Annotated in this window: 25 protein-coding genes; 13 read left to right on the forward strand and 12 right to left on the reverse strand. The window is 67.2% G+C overall.

The window, feature by feature from the left end; genetic code table 11:
* The first annotated feature begins 24 nt into the window (after positions 1 to 24).
* The 8 genes from msuE to GOC52_RS09015 all read left to right on the forward strand — a co-directional run bounded on the left by msuE (position 25) and on the right by GOC52_RS09015 (position 7,989).
* A complete protein-coding gene (msuE, locus tag GOC52_RS08980; RefSeq protein WP_191851195.1) occupies positions 25 to 606 on the forward strand; it encodes an FMN reductase in 582 nt (193 codons plus the stop codon).
* Positions 607 to 763: 157 nt separating this feature from the next.
* Positions 764 to 1,126, forward strand: coding sequence for a DUF3088 family protein (locus tag GOC52_RS08985; RefSeq protein WP_014646898.1), 363 nt, complete (start codon positions 764 to 766; stop codon positions 1,124 to 1,126).
* 14 nt (positions 1,127 to 1,140) lie between these two features.
* Positions 1,141 to 2,118 (forward strand): MsnO8 family LLM class oxidoreductase, encoded by a 978-nt coding sequence (locus GOC52_RS08990; protein ID WP_106549614.1) that lies wholly within the window; start codon positions 1,141 to 1,143, stop codon positions 2,116 to 2,118.
* 18 nt (positions 2,119 to 2,136) lie between these two features.
* Positions 2,137 to 3,480: an LLM class flavin-dependent oxidoreductase gene (locus GOC52_RS08995; protein WP_049483186.1), complete on the forward strand. Its 1,344-nt coding sequence runs from the start codon at positions 2,137 to 2,139 to the stop codon at positions 3,478 to 3,480.
* A 4-nt stretch (positions 3,481 to 3,484) separates the two neighbouring features.
* On the forward strand, positions 3,485 to 4,705 hold the full coding sequence (locus GOC52_RS09000; RefSeq protein WP_191851197.1) for a M20 aminoacylase family protein: 1,221 nt from the start codon (positions 3,485 to 3,487) through the stop codon (positions 4,703 to 4,705).
* A complete protein-coding gene (locus GOC52_RS09005; protein WP_010484662.1) occupies positions 4,702 to 5,253 on the forward strand; it encodes a GNAT family N-acetyltransferase in 552 nt (183 codons plus the stop codon). The genes GOC52_RS09000 and GOC52_RS09005 overlap by 4 nt, the downstream gene beginning before the upstream one ends.
* Positions 5,250 to 6,995 (forward strand): amino acid ABC transporter permease/ATP-binding protein, encoded by a 1,746-nt coding sequence (locus GOC52_RS20830; RefSeq protein WP_171955033.1) that lies wholly within the window; start codon positions 5,250 to 5,252, stop codon positions 6,993 to 6,995. The genes GOC52_RS09005 and GOC52_RS20830 overlap by 4 nt, the downstream gene beginning before the upstream one ends.
* Before the next feature lie 16 nt (positions 6,996 to 7,011).
* Positions 7,012 to 7,989 (forward strand): ABC transporter substrate-binding protein, encoded by a 978-nt coding sequence (locus GOC52_RS09015; RefSeq protein WP_019338456.1) that lies wholly within the window; start codon positions 7,012 to 7,014, stop codon positions 7,987 to 7,989.
* A gap of 59 nt (positions 7,990 to 8,048) precedes the next feature.
* On the opposite strand, the gene GOC52_RS09020 is transcribed toward GOC52_RS09015, so the two are convergent.
* The gene (locus GOC52_RS09020; protein ID WP_191851200.1) at positions 8,049 to 11,168 is read right to left on the reverse strand and encodes a discoidin domain-containing protein; all 3,120 of its coding nucleotides are present in this window, start codon (positions 11,166 to 11,168) and stop codon (positions 8,049 to 8,051) included.
* A 165-nt stretch (positions 11,169 to 11,333) separates the two neighbouring features.
* On the reverse strand, positions 11,334 to 12,410 hold the full coding sequence (locus tag GOC52_RS09025) for an MBL fold metallo-hydrolase (RefSeq protein WP_019338458.1): 1,077 nt from the start codon (positions 12,408 to 12,410) through the stop codon (positions 11,334 to 11,336).
* Positions 12,411 to 12,514: 104 nt separating this feature from the next.
* Here GOC52_RS09025 and GOC52_RS09030 point away from each other — a divergent pair, with 104 nt between their 5' ends.
* Positions 12,515 to 13,126, forward strand: a complete 612-nt coding sequence (locus GOC52_RS09030) for a TetR/AcrR family transcriptional regulator (RefSeq protein WP_191851202.1) — start codon at positions 12,515 to 12,517, stop codon at positions 13,124 to 13,126.
* On the opposite strand, the gene GOC52_RS09035 is transcribed toward GOC52_RS09030, so the two are convergent.
* The 3 genes from GOC52_RS09035 to GOC52_RS20755 form a co-directional block, all read right to left on the reverse strand.
* On the reverse strand, positions 13,123 to 15,069 hold the full coding sequence (locus GOC52_RS09035) for an EAL domain-containing protein (protein WP_191851204.1): 1,947 nt from the start codon (positions 15,067 to 15,069) through the stop codon (positions 13,123 to 13,125). The genes GOC52_RS09030 and GOC52_RS09035 overlap by 4 nt on opposite strands.
* A 96-nt stretch (positions 15,070 to 15,165) precedes the next feature.
* Positions 15,166 to 15,882 (reverse strand): SDR family NAD(P)-dependent oxidoreductase, encoded by a 717-nt coding sequence (locus GOC52_RS09040; protein ID WP_071305757.1) that lies wholly within the window; start codon positions 15,880 to 15,882, stop codon positions 15,166 to 15,168.
* A 28-nt stretch (positions 15,883 to 15,910) separates the two neighbouring features.
* Positions 15,911 to 16,093 carry a hypothetical protein gene (locus GOC52_RS20755; RefSeq protein ID WP_238794434.1) on the reverse strand — a complete coding sequence of 61 codons (183 nt, stop codon included), beginning with the start codon at positions 16,091 to 16,093 and terminating at the stop codon, positions 15,911 to 15,913.
* A 75-nt stretch (positions 16,094 to 16,168) separates the two neighbouring features.
* Here GOC52_RS20755 and GOC52_RS09050 point away from each other — a divergent pair, with 75 nt between their 5' ends.
* Positions 16,169 to 16,972 (forward strand): APH(3')-II family aminoglycoside O-phosphotransferase, encoded by an 804-nt coding sequence (locus tag GOC52_RS09050; protein WP_100448432.1) that lies wholly within the window; start codon positions 16,169 to 16,171, stop codon positions 16,970 to 16,972.
* Here the strand turns inward: GOC52_RS09050 and GOC52_RS09055 are convergent.
* Positions 16,945 to 17,370, reverse strand: coding sequence for a DoxX family protein (locus GOC52_RS09055; RefSeq protein WP_049483203.1), 426 nt, complete (start codon positions 17,368 to 17,370; stop codon positions 16,945 to 16,947). The genes GOC52_RS09050 and GOC52_RS09055 overlap by 28 nt on opposite strands.
* Positions 17,371 to 17,513: 143 nt before the next feature.
* On the opposite strand from GOC52_RS09055, the gene GOC52_RS09060 reads away from it, so the two are divergent.
* From GOC52_RS09060 to GOC52_RS09070, 3 genes are all read left to right on the forward strand, one after another.
* The gene (locus tag GOC52_RS09060; protein WP_043397131.1) at positions 17,514 to 18,104 is read left to right on the forward strand and encodes a TetR/AcrR family transcriptional regulator; all 591 of its coding nucleotides are present in this window, start codon (positions 17,514 to 17,516) and stop codon (positions 18,102 to 18,104) included.
* A complete protein-coding gene (locus GOC52_RS09065; RefSeq protein WP_159360063.1) occupies positions 18,101 to 19,135 on the forward strand; it encodes a DUF418 domain-containing protein in 1,035 nt (344 codons plus the stop codon). Before GOC52_RS09060 ends, GOC52_RS09065 begins: the two co-directional genes overlap by 4 nt.
* Positions 19,136 to 19,234: 99 nt before the next feature.
* Positions 19,235 to 20,242, forward strand: coding sequence for an aminoglycoside phosphotransferase family protein (locus GOC52_RS09070; RefSeq protein ID WP_043397135.1), 1,008 nt, complete (start codon positions 19,235 to 19,237; stop codon positions 20,240 to 20,242).
* 142 nt (positions 20,243 to 20,384) lie between these two features.
* On the opposite strand, the gene GOC52_RS09075 is transcribed toward GOC52_RS09070, so the two are convergent.
* The 6 genes from GOC52_RS09075 to GOC52_RS09100 all read right to left on the reverse strand — a co-directional run bounded on the left by GOC52_RS09075 (position 20,385) and on the right by GOC52_RS09100 (position 25,475).
* On the reverse strand, positions 20,385 to 21,272 hold the full coding sequence (locus GOC52_RS09075; RefSeq protein ID WP_019338467.1) for a DMT family transporter: 888 nt from the start codon (positions 21,270 to 21,272) through the stop codon (positions 20,385 to 20,387).
* A 32-nt stretch (positions 21,273 to 21,304) separates the two neighbouring features.
* Positions 21,305 to 22,366 (reverse strand): UDP-N-acetylmuramate dehydrogenase, encoded by a 1,062-nt coding sequence (gene murB, locus GOC52_RS09080; protein WP_099559457.1) that lies wholly within the window; start codon positions 22,364 to 22,366, stop codon positions 21,305 to 21,307.
* Positions 22,367 to 22,374: 8 nt separating this feature from the next.
* Positions 22,375 to 23,430, reverse strand: a complete 1,056-nt coding sequence (locus tag GOC52_RS09085) for a quinone-dependent dihydroorotate dehydrogenase (protein ID WP_019338469.1) — start codon at positions 23,428 to 23,430, stop codon at positions 22,375 to 22,377.
* Positions 23,431 to 23,438: 8 nt separating this feature from the next.
* Positions 23,439 to 24,209: a class I SAM-dependent methyltransferase gene (locus GOC52_RS09090; RefSeq protein ID WP_191851206.1), complete on the reverse strand. Its 771-nt coding sequence runs from the start codon at positions 24,207 to 24,209 to the stop codon at positions 23,439 to 23,441.
* 5 nt (positions 24,210 to 24,214) lie between these two features.
* Positions 24,215 to 24,499: a DUF4190 domain-containing protein gene (locus GOC52_RS09095; RefSeq protein WP_191851208.1), complete on the reverse strand. Its 285-nt coding sequence runs from the start codon at positions 24,497 to 24,499 to the stop codon at positions 24,215 to 24,217.
* Positions 24,500 to 24,665: 166 nt separating this feature from the next.
* Positions 24,666 to 25,475 carry an SDR family NAD(P)-dependent oxidoreductase gene (locus tag GOC52_RS09100; protein ID WP_191851210.1) on the reverse strand — a complete coding sequence of 270 codons (810 nt, stop codon included), beginning with the start codon at positions 25,473 to 25,475 and terminating at the stop codon, positions 24,666 to 24,668.
* Position 25,476 lies beyond the last annotated feature (1 nt).

The raw sequence follows: 25,476 nt of genomic DNA on the forward strand, positions 1-25,476 counted from the left end.
CTCGGCTCTACATGGGAGCGTTTCATGTCTTCTGCATTGAAGGTGGTTGCAGTGGTGGGGTCGCCGACCAGTTCGGCGACGTCGCGCACGTTGCTGCTGGTGCGGCACCTGCTGGAGTCGTTGCAGCAGCGGGTGCACGCCAGTGTGGATCTGGTGGAGCTGGCACCGATCGCGCGTTCGCTGGGGCAGTCGTTGTCGCGCGATGAAGCGGAGCCGGCCGTGGAGCAGGCGCTGCAGACGATCGAGTCGGCCGAGCTGCTGGTGGTGGCCGCGCCGGTGTATCGGGGGGCGTATCCGGGGCTGTTCAAGCACCTGGTCGACTTCATCGGGCTGGAAGCGCTGGTGGATACGCCGGTATTGCTGGCAGCGACCGGCGGCAGCGAGCGCCATGCGCTGGTGATCGACCACCAGCTGCGGCCGTTGTTCAGTTTCCTGCAGGCGCACACGCTGCCGATCGGGGTATATGCCACGCCTGCCGACTTCGATGGCGAGCACATCAACAGTGCCGCTTTGCAGGCGCGGATCGCGCTGGCGACCGAGCGTGCGGCCGGCCATCTGGCTACGCAGGCGCTGGCGGTAGCGGCGCCGCTGCGACGCATCGCCTGACGGCATAACCGGCGGCGCTTTGCTTATGGCCAAGGCGCATCTGCGTGGCCGGATCTGACCGCCGATTGTCGTCTGGCATCGCCGTGCCGACGGCCGTCATCTCTAGCATCGATATCGAAGCGGCATCGCATTGCCGCCCCCCGATGAGGACGACCCTGTGAGTCTGGACGCAACCGACAAGCCCATCCTGTTCCTGCTCGACCGTGAGTTCGAGGACGGGCAGATTCCCGGCCAGCGCTTCTTCTGCCGGCACAGCCTGCTGCTGGAAGGGGCGCTGTCGAGCATCGACGGCCTGGACGCGCAGCTGGACGTGCGCCGCATCGGCTTCGCGCGGCCGCGCCGCGAGGTGATCGCCGAGATCGGCGAGCAGGACCAGTCGCTGCCGAAGCTGGTGCTGCCGCAGGGCGTGCGCAGTGATCTTGCGAGTGGCGCGCACCAGGACCGCCAGTACATCTCCGGCGCCGAGCCGATACTGGCCGCACTGAACGGGTTGCTCGGCATCCCCGTGGCCCATCCCTGAGCGAGGACGCGACGATGAGCTATCAGATCAGCGTACTGGACAAGAGCCCGGTGGCCGAAGGCGCGTCGCCGGAGCAGGCGCTGCGCAACAGCCTGCAGCTGGCGCAGCGTGCCGAGCAGCTGGGCTACCACCGCTACTGGTTCGCCGAACACCACGCCGCGCCGACCTTGGCCAGCCCGGCGCCGGAAGTGCTGGCGGCCTGGGTGCTGGCGCAGACCCGGCGCATCCGCATCGGAAGCGGCGGAGTGATGCTGCGCCACTACGCGCCGTACAAGGTGGCGGAGAACTTCAACCTGCTGGCCGCACTGGCGCCGGGGCGTGTGGATCTGGGCGTGGGCAAGGCGCCCGGTGGCCTGCCGGCCTCTACAGCTGCATTGGCAGCGGGGCGACCGGCGTTTGCCGACTTCGACCAGCAACTGCGCGACCTGGAGGGCTACCTTTCCAGTACCGAAACCGAGGCGCAAGCGCGCCCGATCCCGCAGCAGGCGCCGGAGCGCTTCCTGCTCGGTGCCAGCCCGCAGAGTGCGAAGCAGGCGGCCGAGCTGGGCTGGCGCTTCGTCTACGCCGCGCACTTCGATGGCGACCCGAAACACATCGAGGCTGCGTTCGATGCCTACCGCAGCGTCTCCTCGCAGCCCCCGCTGCTGGCCACGGTGGCCTTCGCCGCACCTACGGCCGAAGCGGCTGCGCGTCATATCGGCGCGTTGCGGGTCTACAAGCTGCACCTCGGCCCCGGCCAGACGGTGAACCTGCCCAGTCCGGAGGCGGCTGCCGAGTACGCGCGCCAGGTGGGCGTGGCCGACTTCCGCATCGAGGAAACGCGCCCCAGCGTGCTGTCCGGCGATGCGCAGCATGTGCGTGACGAACTGGACGCGTTGCACCGGCGCTTCGGCGTGGGTGAGTTCATTCTCGATGCGCCGGTGGCCGACCTCGACGCACGCCTGACATCCCTTGAACTGCTGTCGCCCGCGCCACGCGCGGCGGTGGCCTGACCTGCAGGAGCGATCCCCATGAGCACCACCCCGCGCCACATTCCGTTCGGCATCATGCTGCAGGGCCCCGGCAGCCACATGCATGCCTGGAAGCATCCGTCCAATCCGGCCGATGCCAGCGTCAACCTGCAGTTCTACATCGACATTGCGCGCACCGCCGAGGACAACGGCATTGCCTTCGGTTTCGTGGCCGATGGCCTGTACATCAACGAGAAGTCGATCCCGCACTTCCTCAACCGCTTCGAGCCGATCTCGCTGCTGTCGGCCCTGGCCACGGCAACGAACAAGATCGGCCTGGCGGGCACGCTGTCGACGTCCTACAGCGATCCGTTCACGGTGGCACGGCAGTTCGCTTCACTGGATCTGCTCAGTGGCGGCCGCGCCGGTTGGAACGTGGTGACGTCGCCGTTGGAAGGTTCGGGCCGCAACTATGGCCGGCCACACCCAGAGCATGCGCTGCGCTACCAGATCGCCGATGAGTACCTGGACGTCGTGCAGGGGCTGTGGGATTCGTGGGATGACGATGCCTTCGTGCGCGAGCGCGACAGCGGCACCTTCTTCGCACCGGAGAAATTCCGCCGCCTCGACCACAAGGGCCGCTTCTTCCAGGTGGAAGGCCCGCTCAACATCCAGCGTTCGCCGCAGGGACAGCCGGTAATCTTCCAGGCCGGTTCGTCTGACGATGGCATCGCGCTGGCCGGGAAGTACGCCGATGCGGTGTTCACCCATTCGCCTTCGCTGGAAGAAACCCGTGCATTCACCCAGAAGGTGAAGAACTCGGCGATCGCGCACGGCCGCAGCGGCAATGACGTGAAGATCTTTCCGGGCATCGGCCCCATCGTCGGCCGCACCGCCGAGGAAGCCGAAGCCAAGTATCAGGCGATTGCCGCACTGGCCACGCTGGAGGATGCACTGGCGTACCTGGGGCGCTTCTTCGATCACCACGATTTCAGCCAGTACGATCCGGATGCACCGTTCCCGGAGCTGGGTGACATCGGCAGCAACTCGTTCCGTTCCACCACCGACCGCATCAAGCAGGATGCGCGTGAGAAGGGCCTGAGCCTGCGCCAGGTGGCACTGGAAGCAGTGAGCCCACGGCCGAACTTCATCGGCACACCGGAGCATGTGGCCGATGAGCTGATCCGCTGGTTCGATGCCGGTGCCAGCGATGGCTTCATTCTCGGCTTCGCCGCGCAGCGCGAGGGCCTGGACGATTTCGTGACCCAGGTGCTGCCGATCCTGCAGGCGCGCGGCTACCACCAGCGCGAGCTGGAAGGACAGACCCTGCGCGAGCATCTGGGTCTGCCGTACAAGGCCAGCCGCTATTCGACCGACGCCGAGCCGGCACGGAAGGCGGGATAAGGCGATGAGCGGAGAAACCGCGGTAGCGCCGGGCCACGCCCGGCGGACTTCCCCAACCAGTGGCATATTGCCCGAGATCGCGGCACGCGCCGAGGCCACAATCGCGATCCGCCATGACCTGCACCAGCACCCGGAGCTCGCCTTCGAGGAGCACCGCACCAGCGCCCGCGTGGCCGAGCTGCTGCAGCAGTGGGGTTATGAGGTGACCACCGGGCTCGGCGGCACCGGTGTGGTCGGCACGCTGCAGCGCGGGCAGGGCAGCCGTCGTCTCGGCCTGCGCGCCGACATCGATGCACTGCCGATCCATGAGGACTCCGGCCTGGCCTACGCCAGCCAGACCGAGGGGCTGATGCATGCCTGCGGCCACGATGGGCATACCGCCATCCTGCTGTCCGCTGCACACTACCTGGCCCACCACGGGCGCATCGACGGCACCCTGCAGCTGGTGTTCCAGCCTGCTGAGGAGACGGGTTCGGGCGCGTCGAAGATGATTGCAGATGGCTTGTTCGAGCGTTTCCCGGTGGATGCGATCTATGGGCTGCACAACTGGCCGGGCGTGCCGGTGGGCCACTTCGGTTTCGTCGATGGCCCGGCGATGGCGTCGGTGGATTGGGCACGGCTGAAGGTGATCGGCAAGGGCGGCCACGGCGCCGAGCCACAGGGCAGCGTCGATCCGATCCTGGTGGCGGCGCACATCATCACCGCGCTGCAGAGCGTGGTGTCGCGCAATGTCGATCCGCGGCAGATGGGCGTGGTCACCGTCGGTTCGATCCACGGCGGGCAGGCCGCCAATGTGATTCCAGACGTGGTCGAGCTGAAGCTGACCGTCCGCGCCTACCTGCCGGAAGTGCGCGACACCCTGCGGCGCCGGGTCACCGAGATTGCCGAACACACCGCCGCCGCGTTCGGTGCGCGCGCCGAGATCGAGTTCCCGCGCGGCTTCCCCAGTGTGATCAACCATCCGCAGCAGACCGCCTACATCCGCGAGGTGGCCGTGCAGGGCTTCGGCGCCGCACAGGTGGTGCCCGAATTCGCGCCGCGCACGGCCAGCGAGGATTTCGCCTTCCTGCTGCAGGCACGACCGGGCAGCTTCGTGTTCGTCGGGAACGGCGAGAGCGCGCCGCTGCACAGCCCGCGCTACGTGTTCAACGATGCCGCCATTGCCCCCGCCGCCAGCCTGTGGGCGCGACTGGCCGAAGACTATCTGGTGAAGGATGCGACATGAGCAGCAACGAACGCTTCCTCTATACCTCGGTGGATGATCCGCTGGCGCGGCCGCTGTTCGACGGCCTGGAACAGGAGTACGACAGCCGCTATGCCGACGTGCGCCGACGCATCGGTGGCAGCGCTCGCGAGGAGCTGCAGCGCTACCCGGCGCAGGCCTTTGCGGCCCCGGTGGGCGCCTTCGTGCTGCTGCTGCGCGACGGTGTGGCGATTTCAGGTGGTGCCTTCATGCCGCACCGCGATCCGGATACCGCCGAGTTCAAGCGCATCTGGACGCTGCCCGGGCTGCGTCGCCAGGGCATTGCGCGGCGCGTGCTGCAGGAGCTGGAAGAGCAGGCGGCGCGGCAAGGGTACCGGAGGGTGTTCCTGACGACCGGCTTCCGCCAGCCTGAAGCTGTTGGCCTGTACCTGAGCCACGGCTACACCGCGCTGTTCGATCTGGAGGCCGACCCGGAAACGGTTGCGCATCTGCCGTTCGAGAAGCAACTGCGAGCGACGACGCCCGTCGTTGCACCTGCACAGGCACTGCTGCACGGAGCCCACGCATGAGCACACCGTCGACCGCGCTGGAGGGCATCGCCGCTCGTCCGGCGCCCGGACAGGCACTGAAGATCGTGCCGGCCCGGCATCCGCTGCAGGTCTTCGGCACGGTGCTGGCACTGGCGCTGATCCTGATCGGGCTGCAGTCCGTGCTGGGCAATCCGCGCTGGGGTTGGGGCACCTTCGCCGAGTGGTTCTTCGCACGCCCGGTGCTGGAAGGCCTGGGTCGCACGCTGCTGCTGACCGCGCTTGGCACCGGCCTCGGTTTCGCGCTGGGTACGCTGCTCGCGCTGGCACGCGTCTCCGGTTCGCCGCTGCTGTCGGCGGTGTCGTGGGGCTATGTGTGGTTGTTCCGTTCGATCCCGTTGCTGGTGCTGTTGCTGCTGTTGAACAACCTGGGCTATCTGTACAGCACCATCGAACTGGGCGTGCCGTTCACCGGCATCAGCCTGTTCTCGTACCCGACCACACAGCTGATCGGTGTGTTCACCGCCGCGGTGCTGGGCCTGACCCTGAACCAGGCCGCGTTCTCGGCCGAGGTGATCCGCGGTGGCATCCTCTCGGTCGACCACGGCCAGTACGAGGCCGCGGCCGCGCTCGGCCTGCCGCGCGGTCGCCAGGTGCGCCGCATCATCCTGCCGCAGGCGATGCGTTCGATCCTGCCGGCGGCGTTCAACGATGTGATCGGCCTGGCCAAGAGCACCTCGGTGGTCTACGTGCTGGCGCTGCCGGAGCTGTTCTACACCGTGCAGGTGATCTATCGGCGCAACCTGGAAGTGGTGCCGCTGCTGATGGTGGCCACGGTCTGGTACCTGGTGATCCTGACCGTGTTGTCGCTGCTGCAGCGGCGCGTGGAACAGCGCTTCGCGCGCGGCCAGCTGCAGCGCGAGCGCTCGGTGTCGCGGGTGTCGTCACCGGTGCGGACATCCAGTGATGCTGCGCCGCGCGTGGCCAACCGCCCGCGCATCGCCACCCAGGTGGAAGCGGGCGAGGGTGCGGCGGTATCGCTGCATGGCGTGGGCAAGGTGTTCGGCGATCAGCCGGTGCTGGAAGACGTGAGCCTGGACCTGCGCGCCGGCAGCGTGACGGTGCTGATCGGCCCGTCCGGTGCCGGGAAATCCACGCTGCTGCGGTTGATCAACCACCTGGAACGCGCGGACAGTGGTTACGTGACTGTCGGCGGCCAGCTGATCGGTTACCGCCGCGAGGGTGACACGTTGTACGAACTTCCCGAGCGCGAGATCCGCCGTCGGCGTGCCGAGGTGGGCATGGTGTTCCAGGGCTTCAACCTGTTCCCGCATCTGACCGCGCTGGAGAACATCATCGAGGCACCGATCGCGGTACGTGGTGTATCGCGCGCGCAGGCCGAGCAGCAGGCGCGGACATTGCTGGAGCGGGTGGGCCTGGCCGACAAGGCCGATGCGTTCCCGCGCCAGCTGTCCGGTGGCCAGCAGCAGCGCATCGCGATTGCCCGCGCGCTGGCGCTGCAACCGAAGGTGCTGCTGTTCGATGAACCGACCTCGGCGCTGGACCCGGAACTGGTGGCGGAGGTGCTGAGCGTGATCGAGGAACTGGCCCGTTCCGGTACCACGCTGGTGATCGTCACCCATGAACTGAGTTTCGCCCGCCGCGTGGCCGACCACGTGGTGATGATGGACCAGGGGCGGGTGATCGAGCAGGGCACGCCCGAGGCGTTGTTCGAGCACCCGCGCCAGCAACGCACCGCCGATTTCCTGGCCAAGACCCTGTAACCCCGGTAGGAACATCATGAGCCCTGCAGCACCGCGTCGCCCCTCGCGCAGCACCCTGTTGATCGTGGGCGTGCTGGTCATCGGCATCGCCGGCATCGTCTATTCGCGCGTACGCCAGGCACCGGATGCCGGCGCCGTGGCCGCGACCAGCCTGGCCGGAGCGAACACGGCCGTGCTGAAGGGTACGTTTGACCCGAAGGCTCAGGCGTTGATCCCGGCCGACTATCGCTTCGTCACCCCCGGCACATTCACCGTTGCCACTCATCCGGGGCAGCTGCCGCTGGCCGACTATGGTGCCGACAGCAAGGACGTGGTCGGCATCGAGCCGGACATCGCGCGGCTGATCGCCGATGGGCTGGGCCTGAAGCTGGTGATCGTACCGGTGGCCTGGCCTGACTGGCCGCTGGGGCTGGAATCGGGCAAGTACGATGCGGTGCTCTCCAATGTGACGGTCACCGAGGAGCGCAAGAAGAAGTTCGATTTCTCCAGTTATCGCTACGACCTGCTGGGCATCTACACGCGCGCCGATGGGCCGATACAGAAGATCGAAAAGCCCGCCGACGTCGCCGGGCTGAAGGTGGTGGTGGGCGCCAGCACGAACCAGGACCAGATCCTGCGCCAGTGGGACCAGCAGAACATCGCTGCCGGCCTGAAGCCGGTGGAGTACCAGTACTTCGACGACGCGGTGGTCGGCCGCTTGGCGGTGATCACCGGCCGCGCCGATGTCTCGTTCGAGCCCAATGCCACCGGCGCTTATTCGGCACGCGATGGCAAGGTGCGGCGTGTGGGCCTGTTCCCAGGGGGATGGCCGAACGCTGCGGCGATTTCGGTGACCACGCGCAAGGGCAGCGGCCTGGCCGACGCGGTGACGCAGGCGCTGAATACCCAGATCGGCAGCGGCACCTATGCGCAGGCGCTGAAGCGATGGAATGTGGCCGAGGAAGCCGTGCCGCAGTCGCAGACCAATCCGCCGGGGTTGCCGACGCTGCAATGACGCCGGGCGTGGCCCGGCGCTACCTCCGTCTTTGTAGAGCCGAGCGATGCTCGGCTGCTCTACCAACGCGCCTCCAGTGTCCGGAACGGTTTCACCAGCCGCACACCCTCGGCATCGAAGTCGGAAACGCTACGTCCATCCACACGCACCGTCTTCGGCATGGTGCGCTCCGGCCACCAGACCTTCACCGCCGTCCCGCTGCGCAGCCCCTCACCAAGCGCCACCGTCAGCACCCCGTCGCGCTGCCGCGCCTGCATCTGCAACGTGCCATACGCTGTCGGCAGGCGTTCGACCGCCAACCCATCGCCAGACACCCAAGACGGTGGCGTGCCCGGCAGCAGTGAGAGGGCATCATCGTCTTCGCGCATCAGCATGCCGAACAGCGTGCGGCCGTACTCGGCACCAATCCAGGTATGCGGCATGTCGCCCAGGTAACGCGGAAAACGTAGGCGTGAGTGCACGACCTCAGCCAGCACCTGCCACTCAAGCGGGCGCCGATCATGCAGCAGTCCCTGCAGCAGCTCATCGGCCACCTGCGGCTGGCCCAGGTGCACATAGCTCAGCACATTGCGGATCTCGTACGGTGTGTACGCGTACAGCGCACCGGGCTGGCTGCGCTTGCGCACGTCATCGAGATAGCGGGCGAAGGTGGTACGCAAGGCTTCTGCGGGCAGTACGCTCTGCGCCCCGGTGGGGTCCAGCGCGATCGATACGCCGGTGGGATCGCCATCGCCCAGGTCGGCCGAGGAGGGAATGAAGTCGATGCCCTTCCACGCCATCGTCGCCCGGATCGAGGCGTGCAGCGCGTCGTAAAGCAGTTTGTACTGTTCGCGTGCCCACACTGCGGTCTCGTGGTCGCCCAGCGATTCGGCCAGCCACGCGCCGTCGTGCCAGCCCTTCAGGCCCCAATAGTCGTCCCAGTAGCTGTGGGTGGGAGACGGATAACCCTCATGGCTGATCGACGGCGCAAGAATGCCCGCGAAGCGCTCCGGCGCTGGCTGGTCGGCCTTGTAGCCGGGCGCCAGCGTGCGTTCGCGCAGTTCCTGCAGGAAGCGCAGCGCTGCCTTCACTTTCGGCAGATAGGCACGTACCGATTCGGGTCCGCCATCGAGGCGCGCGACATCGGCCACCAGCGCCACGTACTGGCCCTGGCTGTCGTACTCGATATCCGAACCGAAACCGGTGTTGACGCTGCCATCGTCGTTGAGGATCGGCGAGACCAGGCCGTTGGCATGCACGCCGTGTTCGCTGTACCAGCCCAGATAGTCGCGCGCGACCTTGGCTTCACCCATGCGCAGCAGCACCGCCGAGGTGGCCATGCCGTCGCGGATGAAGGAGCGGTTGTAGTTGCGCGGGCCGGGCTGCATGGCCGGGCCGGTCTGGTTGATCAGCATGTAGGCGGCCTGCGCACGCAGCATGTCGACCAGTGAGGGATCGGGCAGGCGCAGGCCGACCTGGCCCAGCCGTGCCTGCCAGTCCGCGGAGGCCTGCGTGGCCAGGGAATCGAACGCCGCATTGGCATCGCGGGGCAGCGTGGCTAGATCGAGAGCAGGCGCTTCGGTCAGTGCGCCCTTGGTATCGGCGGCGGTAGTACCCAGCGGGAACGCGACCACGATGGCATCGCTGGCCCCCGGTGCCAGTGATACGCGGTAGTTCAACGCAGCCGAGGCAAGACCCTCGTCGTCGCGCGCCTGTTGCGTGGAGGGCAGCTGGCCGGCAGCGAGGGTCGCGGTGATTTCCGTTGCGCCATCCTTGCCGAACGGCGCCGCGCCGGACGCAGCCACCGGCGTGAGCGACTGCAGCAGCGTGCGTCCATTGATGCGCACCGCCTGCCCATCGATGGTCACATCGCGGATCGGTGACAGCCCGCCGTTCTGCCACGGCGGATTCATCTGCATCGGGCGCACGACCAGGCTGAGCGTGCCTTCGATCCTGGCGCTGCCCGTGTTGTGCAGGCGATGCCGCAAGAACGTTACCGGCTGGCCGTCGCGCTCGATGGCGAAAACCTCGCTGCGCAGCTCCAGGCCGGGCTGCGGTGACCAGGTGGCGGAGGGCATCGGCTTCCAGCCATCCCGCAACGCGTGCTGTATCGGCTGTCCTGCCGCGCCAGCGGCACGCCCGTCAGCGCCACGCCAGATCGGCTGCACCAGCGGCGCGCCCTTGAAGGCTTCCAGATTGCCGTATTCGTCGAAGATCGATTTCTGTCGTCCTGCGTGCACACCGACGGCGGTCCAGTAGGTCTGCTGCATCTGCAGCGATGCCGGGAACAATGCGCGCTGAGCGCCGCTGGCGGTGATCTGGTATCGCTTCATCGGCGTCATTACCGCCTTTGGCCCGAGCAGGCGCAGTCGCGCGACCTGCGGTGCGGGGCCGTCCACGCTCAGCCGGAACGCACGCAGGGGTTGTGCCGTGTCAGCAGCCAGCCAGCTTTGCCGATGATTGGCCGCCTGTGCATCGTGTGCGACGTCCTGCCAGCGGCCCTGTGCATCCTGCGCCTGCAGTCGTGCAGCGCCGCGCGCGCCATCGGCCCAGTCGACCACCAGGCCAGCCGTGGATTGAGCCTGCGGCAGCGTGATCTCGAGCGCATGGGATCCACCTTTTCCGGTCGGAACCGCAATGGTGCCGCCGCCTTGCCAGAGCGCGGCTGCCTGTGTTGCATCGACATCGGCGATGCGTGCGCTGAGCGTGCTGTCCAGCGGCTCCATCTCGAAGATCGACACACCCCAGTCGGAGGTGCGCTGCGGACTGGCCAGTCGTAGATAGCGCGCCTGCCGCGGCGCGAAGTACAGCGTTTCCACATCGCCCAGTGAATCGGCCATCGTGTACGCGGTCTGCCACTGCGTACCATCCATTGAGGTCTGCAGTGAATAGCCTTCCGGGTTGGAGACATCCCAGGTGAGTCGTGCGCCAGCCAGCAGGGTTGGCGTGCCCAGATCGATCTGGAACCAGTGGCCGGGGCTGAAGGCGCCGCCGGTGACGGTCTTCGGGTCGCCGTCGATCAGGTGGCTGATCGCCATCGCCGGCACCTGCTGCGAGGAACTGCTGGCCTGCCATTGGCTGCGCGGGGGAAGGGGCTGTGCCTGTGCGGCGGCGGCGAGGGCGGCCAGTATCAGGGTGGCGGCAGTAAGCCACGGAATGGCTGAGCGGGCAACCTTGGAGCGTTCGGCGCGCAATGTCATTACGTACAGCCTCGCAGGTTCGGCCGGTATCGGGCGAGCGCTACGCTAGCAAGGGATGTAATCGGTTACATGACGCACTGCAGCGTCGCAGGCCGCTTCTGTGGTTGACGCAGCCGAGCATGGCTCGGCTCTACATGGTTTCCGGCAGGTCAAGCGCACCGCACGCTACAACTCCACCGTCTCCCACCAGCGCGTGCCCGCCTGCGGCGCCTGCATGTCCAGCGCTTCGCCCATCATCGGCGTGGCCACCGGCACGTTCTTCGCGGCCGCCAATGCGGTGATGCGCTCGAACGGCTGCTGCCACTCGTGCAGGGCCAGGTCGAAGGTGCCGTTGTGGATCGGCAGCAGCCACTTGCCGCGCAGGTCCAGGTGCGCCTGCAGCGTCTGTTCCGGCTGCATGTGCACGAACGCCCAGCGCGGATCATAGGCGCCGGTCTCGATCATGGTCAGGTCGAACGGGCCGTACTTCTCGCCGATGGCCTTGAAGCCGTCGAAGTAGCCGGTGTCGCCGCTGAAGAAGATGCGGAAGTCGTCGTCCTGGATCACCCACGACGCCCACAGGCTGCGGTCGCTGTCGCCCAGGCCGCGGCCGGAGAAGTGCTGGCCCGGGGTGGCGGTCAGGCGCAGGCCGCTGGCCTCGGTCGATTGCCACCAGTCCAGCTGTTCGACCTTGCTGGCGTCCACACCCCAGGCAATCAGCTGGTCGCCGACGCCGAGCGGGGCGATGAAGCGCGCGGTCTTGCCTGCCAGCTGCATCACGGCGGCATGGTCCAGGTGGTCGTAGTGGTTGTGCGAGAGGATCACGCCAGCGATCGGCGGCAGCTCTTCGATGCTGATCGGCGGTGCGTGGAAGCGGGCCGGGCCCATCCACTGCACCGGCGAGGCGCGCTCGGAGAAGACCGGGTCGGTCAGCCAGTATTGGCCGCGCAGCTTCAGCAGGATCGTGGAGTGCCCAAGCCGGAACAGGCTGCGGTCCGGCGCGGCGTCGAGGGTGGCGCGGTCCAGCGGCAGCACCGGAATCGGGTGCGCAGGCACGGTGCCCTTGGGTTTGTTGAAGAGGAACGTCCACCAGATCTCCGCACCGTCGCGCAGGCCCATCGCCGGACGGGGCAGGGCATTGTGGAACTTGCCGTCGCGGTACTGCGGCGAATCGGGGAAGTCGGGGAGGGACCAGGATTTGCAGAAGGTGTAGGCGGTCACGGCGAGGATTCCAAGCAAAAGGACAAGGAGCAGGCGCTTCATGGGTGACGTCCGCTGGGTACACTGCACAGTGTAGTTTCGTGTTTTTCAAAAGTACACTGTCCGGTGTAAAATGTGCGCATCCGTTCAGCTATCCGGTTTCTGCCATGCCCCGTGCCCCGCAACGCCTGACCGACCGTAAACGCGATGCCATCGTGCGCGCGGCGGTGGAGGAGTCCCGTGCCTCGGGCTACGAGGCCACCAGCATGGACCGCATCGCCGAGGCGGCCGGAGTCTCCAAGCGCACCGTCTACAACCACTTCCCAAGCAAGGAAGCGTTGTTCTCGATGATCCTGGAGGAGCTGTGGGAACGCAGCGTGGCCAGCGACGCGTTGCCGTACCGCGCCGACCAGCCGCTGCAGGCGCAGCTGCTGCAGTTGCTCGGCCAGAAGCTGGAACTGCTCAGCGATGCCAACTTCATTGACCTGGCGCGGGTGGCGATGGCCGAGATCATCCACTCACCGGAGCGCGCGCAGGCCATCGTCTGCCGCATGGGCGAAAAGGAAAGCGGCGAGAGTGCCTGGATCCGCGCGGCCATCGCCGATGGCCGACTGCGCGAGGTCGATCCGGAGTTCGCCGGCCACCAGCTGCACGGGCTGGTGAAGAGCTTCGCGTTCTGGCCACAGGTGACGATGGGGCAGGCACCGTTGAGCGCACAGGAGCGTGCACGCGTTGCCGAATCAGCGGTGGCGATGTTCCTGGGTTTCTACGCGGCCTAGCCGGTAGCGAAGCGGCGGAACTCGTCGGCCGGCAGCGCCGCCGAGTACAGATAGCCCTGGCCGACATCCACACCCAGTGCGCGCAGTTGCTGTTCCTGCGCCAGGGTCTCGGTACCTTCGGCCACCACGATTGCACCGCAGCGGTGCGCGACTTCGACGATGAAGCGCACGATCGACTGCGACTTGGCGTCGGACAGGGTGGCGATCAGGGCCTGCTCGATCTTGACCTCGGCGATGGCCAGCTGCGAGAGCAGGATCAGGGTTGAATAGCCAGCGCCGAAATCATCCAGTGACAACGTGACCTCCGCCGCCAGCAGCTGTGCGATGTTGGCATCGACCACGTCGCGCTCGACGATCTCGGTCCATTCGACGATCTCCAGGCGCAGCATCACGCCGGGCACATCGTGCAGCTGCAGCAGTTCCTGCAGGCGCAGGCCGAAGCCGGGCAGGCGCAGTGACTCGGCCGAAACATTCACGGCGATTTTCAGCTGCGTGCCATCGCGTCGGCACTGCTGCAGGAAGTGGATGGCCGACTGCAGCGTGGCCCATTCCAGTTCAGCCAGCCGCCCCTGCCGGCGCAGCAGCGAGATCACCCGCATCGGCGCGATCAGCCGACCCTCGCCGTCGCGCATGCGCAGCAGTGCTTCGGCGCCGACCAGTTGGCGATCCTGCAGGCGATGCTTGGGCTGGTAGCACAGCGGGGCGTCGCCCTGCTGCAGCCAGCGATCAAGGGCGACTTCAATCAGGGCGTCGATCTCGCTGTCGCGCTGGATCGGGTCGTCGAAGAACACGACGCCGGATTCGATCGCACTCAGCGCCACGGTGATTGCCCGGAAGGGCAGGTGGCCATCGTCTGCCGCGGCCGGTGGCTTCAGTTCGACCACCGCGCAGCGGAACAGCGGCCGGAAGCCGGGCCAATCGCGGCCGACCTGATCGGCCAGGTTGCTGGCCAGCTCGGTGATCTGCGGTTGCGTGCGCAGTTCGGACAAGGTCAGGTCGCGCACCAGGATCGCCAGCGCGGCATCGCCGAACTGGTATATCTCCAGTTGCCCGGCCGGCAGCGAGGGCAGCAGCCGATGCACCTCTTCGGTGCTGTCGCGCTGCCACAGGCCGTTGTCCTGCAGCGGACCGTAGCGCAGGCGCAGGTCGCGCAGGTTGCCCATCTCGGCCACGATCAGGCAGGCCTTGCCGATACCGTCGTTGTCGCGCCAGTAATGCTGCAGGCGTTCGCCGAGCGCACGCATGTTGGGCAGGCCACTGATCGGATCGATGCGCAGCCAGGCGTGTTCGCGCTGACGCTGTGCATCGATCTGCGCATCGTTGTAGACCAGTGCGAACACCGCGCCCAGCATCAGCAGCGATAGTGGCAGTGCCAGCAGGCGCTGGATTGCCAACTCCTCCACGGGTAGCTGATTGGCGCCGATGATTGCGACGCCCAGTGCCAGGCCCAACGCAGTGACGACGATACGCACGCCCCAGGCCTGCAGGATCATGCGCAGCGAGAGTTCATTGAGCATGCGCGGGTGCAGGCGCCTGCGCAGCCAGACGCCTGCCAGCATCTGCAGCGTGGCCTCGAGGCCGGCTGGTAGAAAATACTGGGTGCCGGCGAACTGGTATCGGGCCAGCAGGCTGGCACCGAGGCAGGCCAGGCCGCCGCGCCAGCCGCCGAGCAGTCCGCTGACCAGCAGGATGTCGAAGCCGAGGTGCAGCTTGACCACACCCTGGGTGTAGCGGGCTACGAACCAGGCGTTGAACAGGTAGATCAGGCCCAGCGCCACGCCCACGTACAGGCGGCGGCCCTCAATGGCATGGCCAGCGCGACGGGTGGCGATCAGCAGCACGCCGATCATGCCGATCACCGCCGTGGCCTGCAGCAGATACAGCGGCAGGCTGGGCAGGGCGCTGTCCAGGACCTGGGCCGAGACCCGTGAAAGCGCATCCATAGCAGGTTCCCGCCTGTGACCGACGGCCAGTGAGGAGCAGGGTAAACCACAGGCGCCCGAGCGGCCACCAAGGGCCCCGGGCCGAGGCCTCTGCAGTCAGTAGCGCGGGTCGGCGATGGCCGGCAGCACCAGTTCGCGCACGAAGCCGGACGGTGACAACTGCAGCAACGCGCGCACCATCGCAACGACGTCATGCACGGGCACTAATTCGCCGTCGCCGCGCGCTGCAGCCTCTGCAACCGGCACCGACAGTGCATCGTCGGTGTTGAGGTAGCCCAGCTGCAGGCTGGTCACCGCCAGGCGGCGATCGCGGAAACCCTCGCGCAGTGCATCGGCGATGCCGTTGAGTGCGAACTTGGATGCACCGAACGCCACTTCCGGGCGGCCACTGCGCGGCAGCGCCGAGGTCGAGCCGGTCAGCACCAGCTGCGGGCGTGGCGCGCCGAGCACCCGCGGCAGCAGGCGCTGCAGCAGCACCAGGGTGGCGGTGATGTTGACGTCGACCAGTTGAGTAAGCGCGGCATCGCTCTCGTCGAGGAAGGCGTACTCGTCGCTGAAGGCGGTCTCTTCCCAGATGCCCAGGTTGTGGATCAGCACATCCAGATCGGCCGGTGCCTGCGCTGCGATGTGATTGGCAGCCAGGGTGGGTTGGGACAGATCGGCCTCGATCCACTGCAGAGTGACACCCTCGGGGCATTCAAGATCGCGTGGACGCTTGCGCGAAACGCCGATGACGGTGTCGCCCGCACTGCTCAGGCCTTCCACGAACGCCCGACCCAGGCCCCTGCTGGCGCCGATGACCATCAATTTCATGTTGCTTCCTTGTTGTACTGCGGCGGCCTCAGTCGGCAGCCAGAATGGTGTCCCAGACGGCGAACGCGCGCAGGTTGCTGCGTTCAGCGGTAATGATCGAGGCGATGTTGTCGAGCTGGCAACGGTACTGTGGTAGTAGCCGTCGCAGCTGCTGCAGGTGCTGGGATGTACTGACCACTGACAGCCGGGTCAGTTTGGTCAGGCCTCCCATTGCGCGCTCTGCTGGGCGGTGTGCTTCGGGATCGGCGAGAATCCGTAGGGTCCGCAGCAACAGGAACATCCCGGCATGGGAGCACCCGATCCCTTCACTGATGGCCTGCCGCTGCCGTGGGCGTGGCAGGAAGCGTTGGCCGATGCGCACATCGAGCGGCAGTCGATCGGCGTGTCGCGCGCGGATGTCGCGCGGGTGCATCGTCCCGGGCAGACCGACGCCTTCCTGAAGTCGGAAGTGATCGACGCCTTCAGTGAGCTGGGCGATGAGATCACGCGCCTGCGCTGGCTGCAGGCACAGGGACTGCCGGCGCCAACGGTGATTGCCACCGCCGAAGAAGCGGGCCGGCGCTGGTTGCTGATGAGCGCGCTGCCCGGCCGCGACCTGGCCTCGTCGCCGGAACTTGCGCCGCAGCAGTTGGTGGAACTGCTGGCTGACGCGCTGCGCAGGCTGCATGTGTTGCCGGTGGCAGCCTGTCCGTTCGACCAGCGATTGGCCTCGCGCTTGCAGGCCGCCGCCGCCCGCGTCGAGGCGGGTCTGGTCGACGCCGATGACTTCGATGACGAGCGCCTGGGGCAGAGCGCACAGCAGGTGTTCGCCGAACTGTGCAGCACCCGGCCCGACCATGAAGATCTGGTGGTCAGCCATGGCGATGCGTGCCTGCCGAACCTGATGGCGGTCGAGGGGCGTTTCAGTGGTTTCATCGACTGTGGGCGGCTGGGCGTGGCCGACCGCTACCAGGACCTGGCGCTGGCCGCGCGCAGCCTGGTTCACAACTTCGGCGACACGCGTTGGGTGGCGCCGTTGTTCCAGCGCTACGGCGCGTTGGTCGACGAGCGTCGGCTGGCGTTCTACCGGTTGCTCGACGAGTTCTTCTGAGCCCGCGCATGGCTGGCGATGGCCGCGCAGATCAGGCCACCGACCACGCTCAGGTGTTCCAGCGCGAAGAACATCGCCAGCTGCTGTTCCGCGCCGTGCTTGGTCCAGAAGGTATGCACGATGACGATGGTCAGCAGCATGAACACCGCCAGCGCGCCGCTGCCCAGCCATAGCAGGCGATCGAGCAGCAGGCACAGTGAGCCACCCAGCAGCACCACGGCGCTGGCGATGTTGAACAGCGCGGGCGGTTGCAGCCCGGCCGCCTGCATTTCGGCCACGCTGTTGTCCCACGCCAGCAGCTTGGCCAGACCCGAGGACAGGAACACCACGGCCAGCAGCAGTCGGGCGAGGAACCACAGCACGCGGCTGTCGAGCAGGGTGGAGATCATCCGTGGCATGCAGCAACTCCGGGTTGAGCGTTGGGCGGGGCGGGCAGCATCGGGCCTCAACAGCGGTTGAGGTCAAGGCTGCCTGAACGAAGTCCGGTGGTGGCCGGGTTACCCTCTTCAAAATGGACGAACGTTCGTTCACTATTTATGGCATGAGCAGAATCGACCGCAATGAGCAGCGCATGATCCTGATCCTGCAGGCGGCACTGCAGTGCTTCGTCGCAAGGGGATTCCACCAGACCAGCATGCGTGACATCGCGCAGGCGGCCGGTGTCAGCCTGGGCAATCTCTACAACCACTTCCCGGGCAAGGAAGCGATCATCCTTGCAGTGGCGGTGGCCGAGAGCGAAGAACTGGCACCGTTGCTGCAGCGACTGGCCGCGTCCGATGGCGAGCGTGCACAGGTACTGGTTTTCCTTCAGGACTTCCACGCACTGTGCCGCCAGCCGGAATGGGCGACGCTTGCCGTCGAAGTGCTGGCCGAGAGCGCACGCAATCCGGCCGTGGCCGAGGCATTTGCGGCCAATCGCAGGCAATTGCAGGCGACGCTGGCCGAAGCCCTGCAGCAGGTGGCACAGCGCGAACGTCGGCGCCCCGTGCTTGCAGCGCCACTGCAGGCGCAGGTGCTGCTGGATGCCATCGAAAGCGACGCGCTGCGTCGGGGGCTGGGCGAAGCCGGTGGCACCGAGGAGGCTTCGCTGGATCTTGGCCTGCTCGCGCTGCTGCTCGCGGCACGCGCATGAGCGCTGTTGATCGGCGGTTGCACGGGCTGGACCTGGCGCGCTATCTGGCGCTGGCCGGCATGGTGCTGGTCAACTTCCGCCTGGCGATGGCCGTGCCCGCAGAGGGTGAGGGTTGGCTGGCAGGGTTCTTCCATCTGCTGGAAGGCAAGGCCTCTGCGACCTTCGTCACGCTGGCCGGCCTTGGCCTGGTGCTGGCCACGCAGCGGCAGGGGTGGTGGCCGGCCAGTGTGCAGACCTGGCGGCGCGCACTGTTCCTGATGGTGCTGGGCCTGCTCAACCTGACCCTGTTCCCAGCCGATATCCTGCACTACTACGCGGTGTATTTCGCGTTGGCCGTGCTGTGGCTGCGTGCCTCGCCGCAGGTGTTGCTGGCCAGCATCGTGGGCCTGGCGGCCTGTTCGTTCTGGGCGTTGCTGCACTGGGACTACAGCCAGGGATGGAACTGGCAGGCGCTGGAATACACCGGTCTGTGGCAATGGCCGGGCGCGGCCCGCAACCTGCTGTTCAATGGCTTCCATCCTCTGCTGCCGTGGCTGTGCTTCTTCCTGCTGGGGATGTTGCTGGCACGCCTGCAACTGTCGCAACCGCGGGTCCAGCGTGCGCTGCTGGTGCTGGGCCTGCTGCTGATCGCGGCTGGACATGGCGTGCAGCAGCTTGCACAGGGAACGCCCTGGCAGGCGTGGCTGGGAACGCAGCCGATGCCGCCGGGGCCCGCCTACGTACTCACCGGTGCGGGCGCAGCGTGCAGTGTCATTGCCGCCTGCCTGTGGCTGACGCGTGCGCGACCGGGTGACTGGCTGGAACCGTTCACCGCGGCCGGGCGCATGACCCTGACCCTGTACGTCGGCCACATCCTGCTGGGCATGGGTACGCTGGAAAGCCTGGGCCTGCTCGATGGCCGTGCATCGCTCGCGTCGGTGCTGCTCTGGGCACTGCTGTTCCTGATGCTGGCTACGGGCGCGGCCTGGCTATGGTCGTGGCAGTTCGCACGCGGCCCGCTGGAGGCGGTGATGCGGCGCATCGCAGGCTAGTTCTCTGCTCGTGCCGAGGCGATGTTGTGACGGACATGTCTGTGTCGTGGCGAGTGCATCTGCGATAGTGGCGGCAGGTAACACTTTCCGCTTGCATCCATGTCATTCGCTTCGGCGCAGCATCTCGGCGAAGTCCTGCAACAATCCTATGGCATCACCCCTACCGCCGTGGTGCCACGCCCGGTGGGGGCCGACGCCAATGCCAGCGTGTATCGCGTCGATGCGCGGCACGGGCAGTGGTGGTTGAAATGCCGTACCTACCAGGTCGACCCCGCAGTGTGGGACAGCCTGCATTGGATGCGCGGCACGCTGGGCATCGATGAGATCGTCGCGCCGTGGCCGGCACTGACCGGTGGTGCGTCGGTGCAGCGTTGGGGATTGCAGTTCACCCTGTTCCCTTATGTGGAAGGCCAGTCCGGGTTCGAGGCGGCGTTGAGCCGCACGCAGTGGAAACGGCTGGGGGAGGTGCTGCGGCGCCTGCACGGCGCGCAGCTGCCAGCGGAACTGCTGCAGGCGCTGCCGATCGTACGGCTGGAAACCGCGGCGCTGGAAACCGTCGGGCAATGGCTGGCTGGCGAGGGCCTGGCGGCCGCGAAGGATGGGCTGGGCCGCGCTTTCGTTTCGGTATGGGACCGGCAGCATGCGCGCATCGCGGCGCTGCATGCGCAGGCACGGGAGCTGCTCGCGGCATTGCAGGACGCGCCGGTAGAGCTGCATCTGTGCCACACCGATCTGCATGCCGGCAACCTGCTGATGGGCAATGACGGGGGCCTGCACCTGATTGACTGGGATGGCCTGTCGCTGGCACCGCGCGAGCGCGACTTGATGTTCATCGGTGCGGCTGTCGGCGGGCGCTGGGGGCGCGAGAATCCGCTGGGCTTCGAGGACGGCTACGGCAGCGACCGCGGCGACCCGCGCTGGATCGCCTGGTACCGGCACTGGCGCATTCTCCAGGACTTGATCGAGTTCCAGCAGGTGCTGCTGGGCAGTGATGGTGAGGAGCGTTCGCCGCAACTGCGCAGGCAGTCGCTGCACTATCTGGGCGAGCAGTTCGCACCGGGCAATGTGTTCGATGCGGCGGAGCGGGTGTATCGCGCGCTGGAATAGGTACTGGGCCGTTGCCAGGATCGCCCCGGGTAGAGTCGACTGTTAGTCGACTGCTCTTCGATTGGAATAGGCAAAGCCCGCGCTGCGCGCGATAGTCGACTAACAGTCGACTCTACCAAGGGCTTGTCCATCGAGGCGGTTTTCATTCGGCGGGCTTGGCCGCTGCCGAGGCCGCTGCACTTGCGGCCCGCCGCGACAGTACGGCTTCGCGGTGGGCGATGTAGGCGTTCGCGGCAAGGATGATGCCGGCGCCGATGATCGTCCAGCGGTCCACCGTTTCGTTGAACAGCAGCCAGCCGCACAGCGTCACCAGCGGCAGCTGCAGGAAGCTGATCGGGGTCAGCGCCGAGACTTCGCCCAGGCGCAGCGCCCGCGTCCACAGCAGCTGGCCGACCGTGCCGAGCACGCCGGTGGCCAACAGCCACAGCCACGCCACGCCGGTGGGCCAGACCCAGACGAACAGGGCAGGCAGCAGCGACAGCGGCACCCAGAACACGTAGGTATAGAGCACCACGGTATCGGCGCTGTCGATACGGGTCAGCTGCTTGATCTGGATCGCCACCAGCGAGCTGAGCACGGCGGCAGCCACCGCTACCAGGCTGCCCGCGGTGAAGCCGGCGGTACCGGGGCGCACGATCACCAGCACGCCGATGAAGCCGACCACCACTGCAGCCCAGCGCCGTACGCGCACGGTCTCGCCCAGCCACAGCACGGCAGCGATGGTGACGAACAACGGCGTGGAGTACGACAGCGAAACCGCCTGCGCCAACGGCAGGTGGCCCAGTGCCCAGAACGCGCACAGCATCGAGCCCAGGCCGATCGCACTGCGCACGAAATAGCGTGGCAGCTGCTGGGTCTTCAGCGGCGCGTGGCCGGGGCGCAGCAGCATCGGCAGCAACGCGAGCAGGCCGAAGGCATTGCGGAAGAACGCCACTTCCTGGGTCGGCACGTAGCGCGTGGCATAGCGGATCGCCACCGCCATCAGGCCAAATGCCATGGTGCTGCCGAGCATCAGCAGCGCCGCCCGCATCGGGGTGGCGCTGGGGGAGAGGGCGGGGCTGTTCACCACTGTGCGCCGAGCAGGCGGGGCTCCGGTTCGATCGGTACGCCGAACTTCTCCAGCACCGAAGCGGAAATACGTCGCGCCAGCGCCAGCAGTTCAGCACCGGTGGCGTTGCCGTGGTTGACCAGCACCAGTGCGTGGCTCGGCGCCACGCCGGCATCACCTTCGCGGAAGCCCTTCCAGCCGCAGGACTCGATCATCCATGCCGCCGAGACCTTGCGCTTGCCGTCCTGGTCGGACGGGAACACCGGCAGTTCGGGGAAGTGCTGCAGCAGCACGTCGACCTGTTCCAGCGGCAGCACCGGGTTCTTGAAGAAGCTGCCGGCGTTGCCGAGTACATCCGGGTCGGGCAGCTTGCGGCGGCGGATCGCGATCACCGCATTGGCCACGTCCACCGCGCTCGGCAATTCCACGCCCTGCGCCTGCAGTTCCTCGCGGATGCCGGCGTAGTCCATGCGCAGGTCGTGCAGCAGCGGCAGCTTGAGCTCGATGGCGGTGATCAGGTAGCGATCAGGTTGCTGCTTGAATACGCTGTCGCGGTAGGCGAAGCCACACTGTTCGTTGTCCAGCCGCACCCAGGCCCGCTCCTGGCAGTCCCAGGCCTCCACGGCCTGGATGAATTCGCCGACCTGCGCGCCGTAGGCACCGATGTTCTGGATCGGCGCGGCACCGGCGGTGCCGGGAATCAGCGCCAGGTTCTCCAGGCCGGACAGGCCCTCCTGCAGGGACCACATCACCAGCCCGTGCCAGGGCACGCCGGCACCGGCGCGGATCACCGCATGGTCGGCGCGGTGTTCAAGGAAACTGATGTCACGGTTGCCGAACACCAGTACCGTGCCAGGCAGGTCCTCGGCGATCAGTACGTTGCTGCCGCTGCCCAGCACCAGCAGCGGGCCGTTGGCCACCTCGGGCAGCGCGAGCACGTCCGGCAGCAGCACGGGATCGTGCAGCTCCAGCAGCTGCGCTGCGCTGGCCTGCACATGGAAGGTGTTCAGCGCCTGCAGCGGCGCATTGCGGGTGAGCGTCCAGCGCAGCGGTGCGTTGCCGTCGACGGTATCCATGGGCGCGCTCACAGTGGGGCCACCGCGCCGCGGCTCGGTGCTTCGCGACGGCGACGGATCGCCTCCACGCATTCGGAGACCAGCGCCGGGCCACGGAAGATCAGGCCGCTGTAGCACTGCACCAGCGCCGCGCCGGCGGCCATCTTGGCCACCGCATCGGCACCGGACAGGATGCCGCCGACACCGATCAGCGGTACCGATTCGGGCAGGCGCGAACGCAGGCGGCGCAGCACCAGCGTGGACTGCTCCAGCACCGGCGCACCGGACAGGCCGCCGGCCTCGTTGGCCAGCGGGTCGCCGGCCACCTTGCTGTGGTCGATGGTGGTGTTGGTGGCGATCACGCCGTCCACCTGCAGCTCGCCGAGCACGCGGGCGGCGGCATCGATGTCGCGCTCGCTCAGGTCCGGCGCCACCTTCACCAGCATCGGCACGCGGCGACCATGCTGCGCAGCCAGGGCTTCCTGGCGGTCACGCAGCTGGCTGACCAGTTGGCGCAGCGCGGTTTCTTCCTGCAGCTCACGCAGGCCGGCGGTGTTGGGCGAGGAGATGTTGACCGTGATGTAGTCGGCCAGCGGATAGACCTTGTCCAGGCAGGCGATGTAATCGTCCACCGCCTGTTCGTTGGGGGTGTCCTTGTTTTTGCCGATGTTGATGCCGAGCAGGCCGCGACGGTTGCGCGCGCGTTCGACGTTGCGCACCAGCGCGTCCACGCCCGCATTGTTGAAGCCCATGCGGTTGATGATCGCATTGTGCGCCGGCAGCCGGAACAGGCGCGGCTGCGGGTTGCCGGCCTGCGGACGCGGCGTGATGGTGCCGATCTCGACGAAGCCGAAACCCAGCGCGAACAATGCATCGATGTGCTCGCCATTCTTGTCCAGGCCGGCGGCCAGGCCGACCGGATTGGGGAAGGTCAGCCCGAACACGGTGCTCGGCATCGGCGCGATGCGTGCAGCCAGCAGCGGCGTGGTGCCGGTGCGATAGGCCAGGTCCAGTGCGGACAGGCCGAGGCCGTGGGCGCGCTCGGCGTCGAGCGAGAACAGGAAGGGGCGGGCAAGCGAATACATGCGTCGGTTCAGTCCAGCGTGCCGAGGAAGGCTCGGGTTCGATATTCAAAAGCAACCTGGCCGTCGACCGCGTGGGCGGCGAACAGGTCCTGCAGGGCGGCGATCATCGGCGCATGGCGCGGATGACCGGCTTGGGGTGCGTAGGAGGAGGACAGCAGGCGCCCGCGCAGGGCGTCGAAATCCAGATATTGCACGTTCGGCAGCTCCACCATGCCGCGCAGGCCGGGGCCGAACCACGCCTGCATGGTGGCGTCGTCCTGGTAGCGCTCGGCAACGGCGGTGTAGTCGGTGCCGTAGTCCAGCAGCAGCTGCTCGTAGCCGATCAGGAACGGGCTGGCATCGAGCAGGCGCGAGTTCCAGTAGATCAGTGCCAGGCCACCCGGACGCAGGATGCGCTGCCACTCGGCGCGCACCGCCACGGTGTCGAACCAGTGGAAGGCCTGCGCGACGCTGACCAGATCGATGCTGGCATCGTCCAGTGTGGTGGCCTCGGCGCGGCCGTCCACCGCACGGAACTGCGGGTACTGCGGTGCCAGCCATTCCTCGGCCGCGCCCCGCATGGCGGCGTTGGGTTCAACCGCGACTACTGGATGGCCGCTGGCCAGGAACAGGCGACTGGAAATGCCGGTGCCGGCGCCGATGTCGGCGACCACGGCCTCGTGACTGACGCCCATCGGGCCATGCAGCCACTCCAACAGGGCGGGCGGGTAATCGGGCCGGTAGCGGACGTAGTCGGCGACGCGGCTGCTGAAGCGTTCAGAGCTGTCGGAATTGGTCATGATGATCAGTTCGACATCGCGGCGAGCCAGGCCAGGCCGCCGAAGAACAGGATGAAGACCAGGATGGCGGCGATCACGGCGCCGACCATCACCCAGCCCAGCACCAGACCGGTGACGGCGAGGCCATCGCCTTCCAGTTCATGCAGGCGGCGGCGGATCTCGGCGCGGGCCATGTGGCCGGTGATGATGGCCACGATGCTGGCCACGAAGGGCAGGACGGTCCAGCTGGCGATGCCCATGACCAGGCTGACCACGGCCAGGGCGCTTGTCTGTCGGGGTGCCACGCTCATCGGGGTCCTCCTTGGCAGTGTGCACATGATAGTGCCTCTGCCCGGGCAATCCCATGCCCGGCGGATGCGATGGCAGGCGTCGACCGGAATGTCAGCCATAGTAGGCGTCGACCTTGGTCGACGAAAGCCATGCCAACCAAGGTTGGCAGCGACCGGTGTGCCGGTATCAGCCCATCAACACCTGGCCGCCATCCACGTTGAGCACATGGCCGGTGATCCAGCGCGCCAGCGGCGAGCACAGGAACAGGGCGGCATCGGCAATCTCGCGCGGGTGGCCGAAGCGGCCGAACGGGATCTTCGCCAGGGTGCCGTGGTACAGCGCGGGATCTTCGGTGCGGCGGCGATCCCACAGGCCGTCATCGAACTCGATCGAGCCCGGGGCGATGGCATTGACCCGGATCCGGTCCTTGGCCAGCGCCAGTGCCTGCGAGGTGGTGTAGTGCGACAGCGCGGCCTTGGCGGCAGCGTAGGGCGCGCCACCGGGACGCGGCTGCTGGGCGGCGATCGAGGACAGGTTGAGGATGCAGGCATCGCTGGATGCGCGCAGCCACGGCAGTGCCAGGCGCGAGGCCCGTACCGCCGCCATCAGGTCGATCTGCAGGCTGGCGGCCCAGCCGTCCTCGTCATCGGCCATGCCATAGCCGGTGGCGTTGTTGACCAGCACATCGATGCCGCCGAGTGTATCGGCGGCAGCCTGCAGCCAGGCCTGGATCTGGTTGGCCTCGCCCAGATCGGCAGGAAACGTGTGCAACTCGACGCTCTGTACCTTTGCATCGGCACGCAGGGCATCCAGGCCGGGCTGGCCGCGGGCGCAGACCGAGACCCGCGCACCGGCGCCGGCAAATGCCAGCGCCATCTCACGGCCAATGCCCTTGCTGCCACCGGCGATGAGCACGCGGCGGCCGGTGAAATCAATCACCGGCTTGCCACCCTGTAGCGCCGAGCCATGCTCGGCTGCATTTCCTGCGGTGTTCATG

Source organism: Stenotrophomonas sp. SXG-1 (genome assembly GCF_014083965.1).
Classification (GTDB): domain Bacteria; phylum Pseudomonadota; class Gammaproteobacteria; order Xanthomonadales; family Xanthomonadaceae; genus Stenotrophomonas; species Stenotrophomonas geniculata.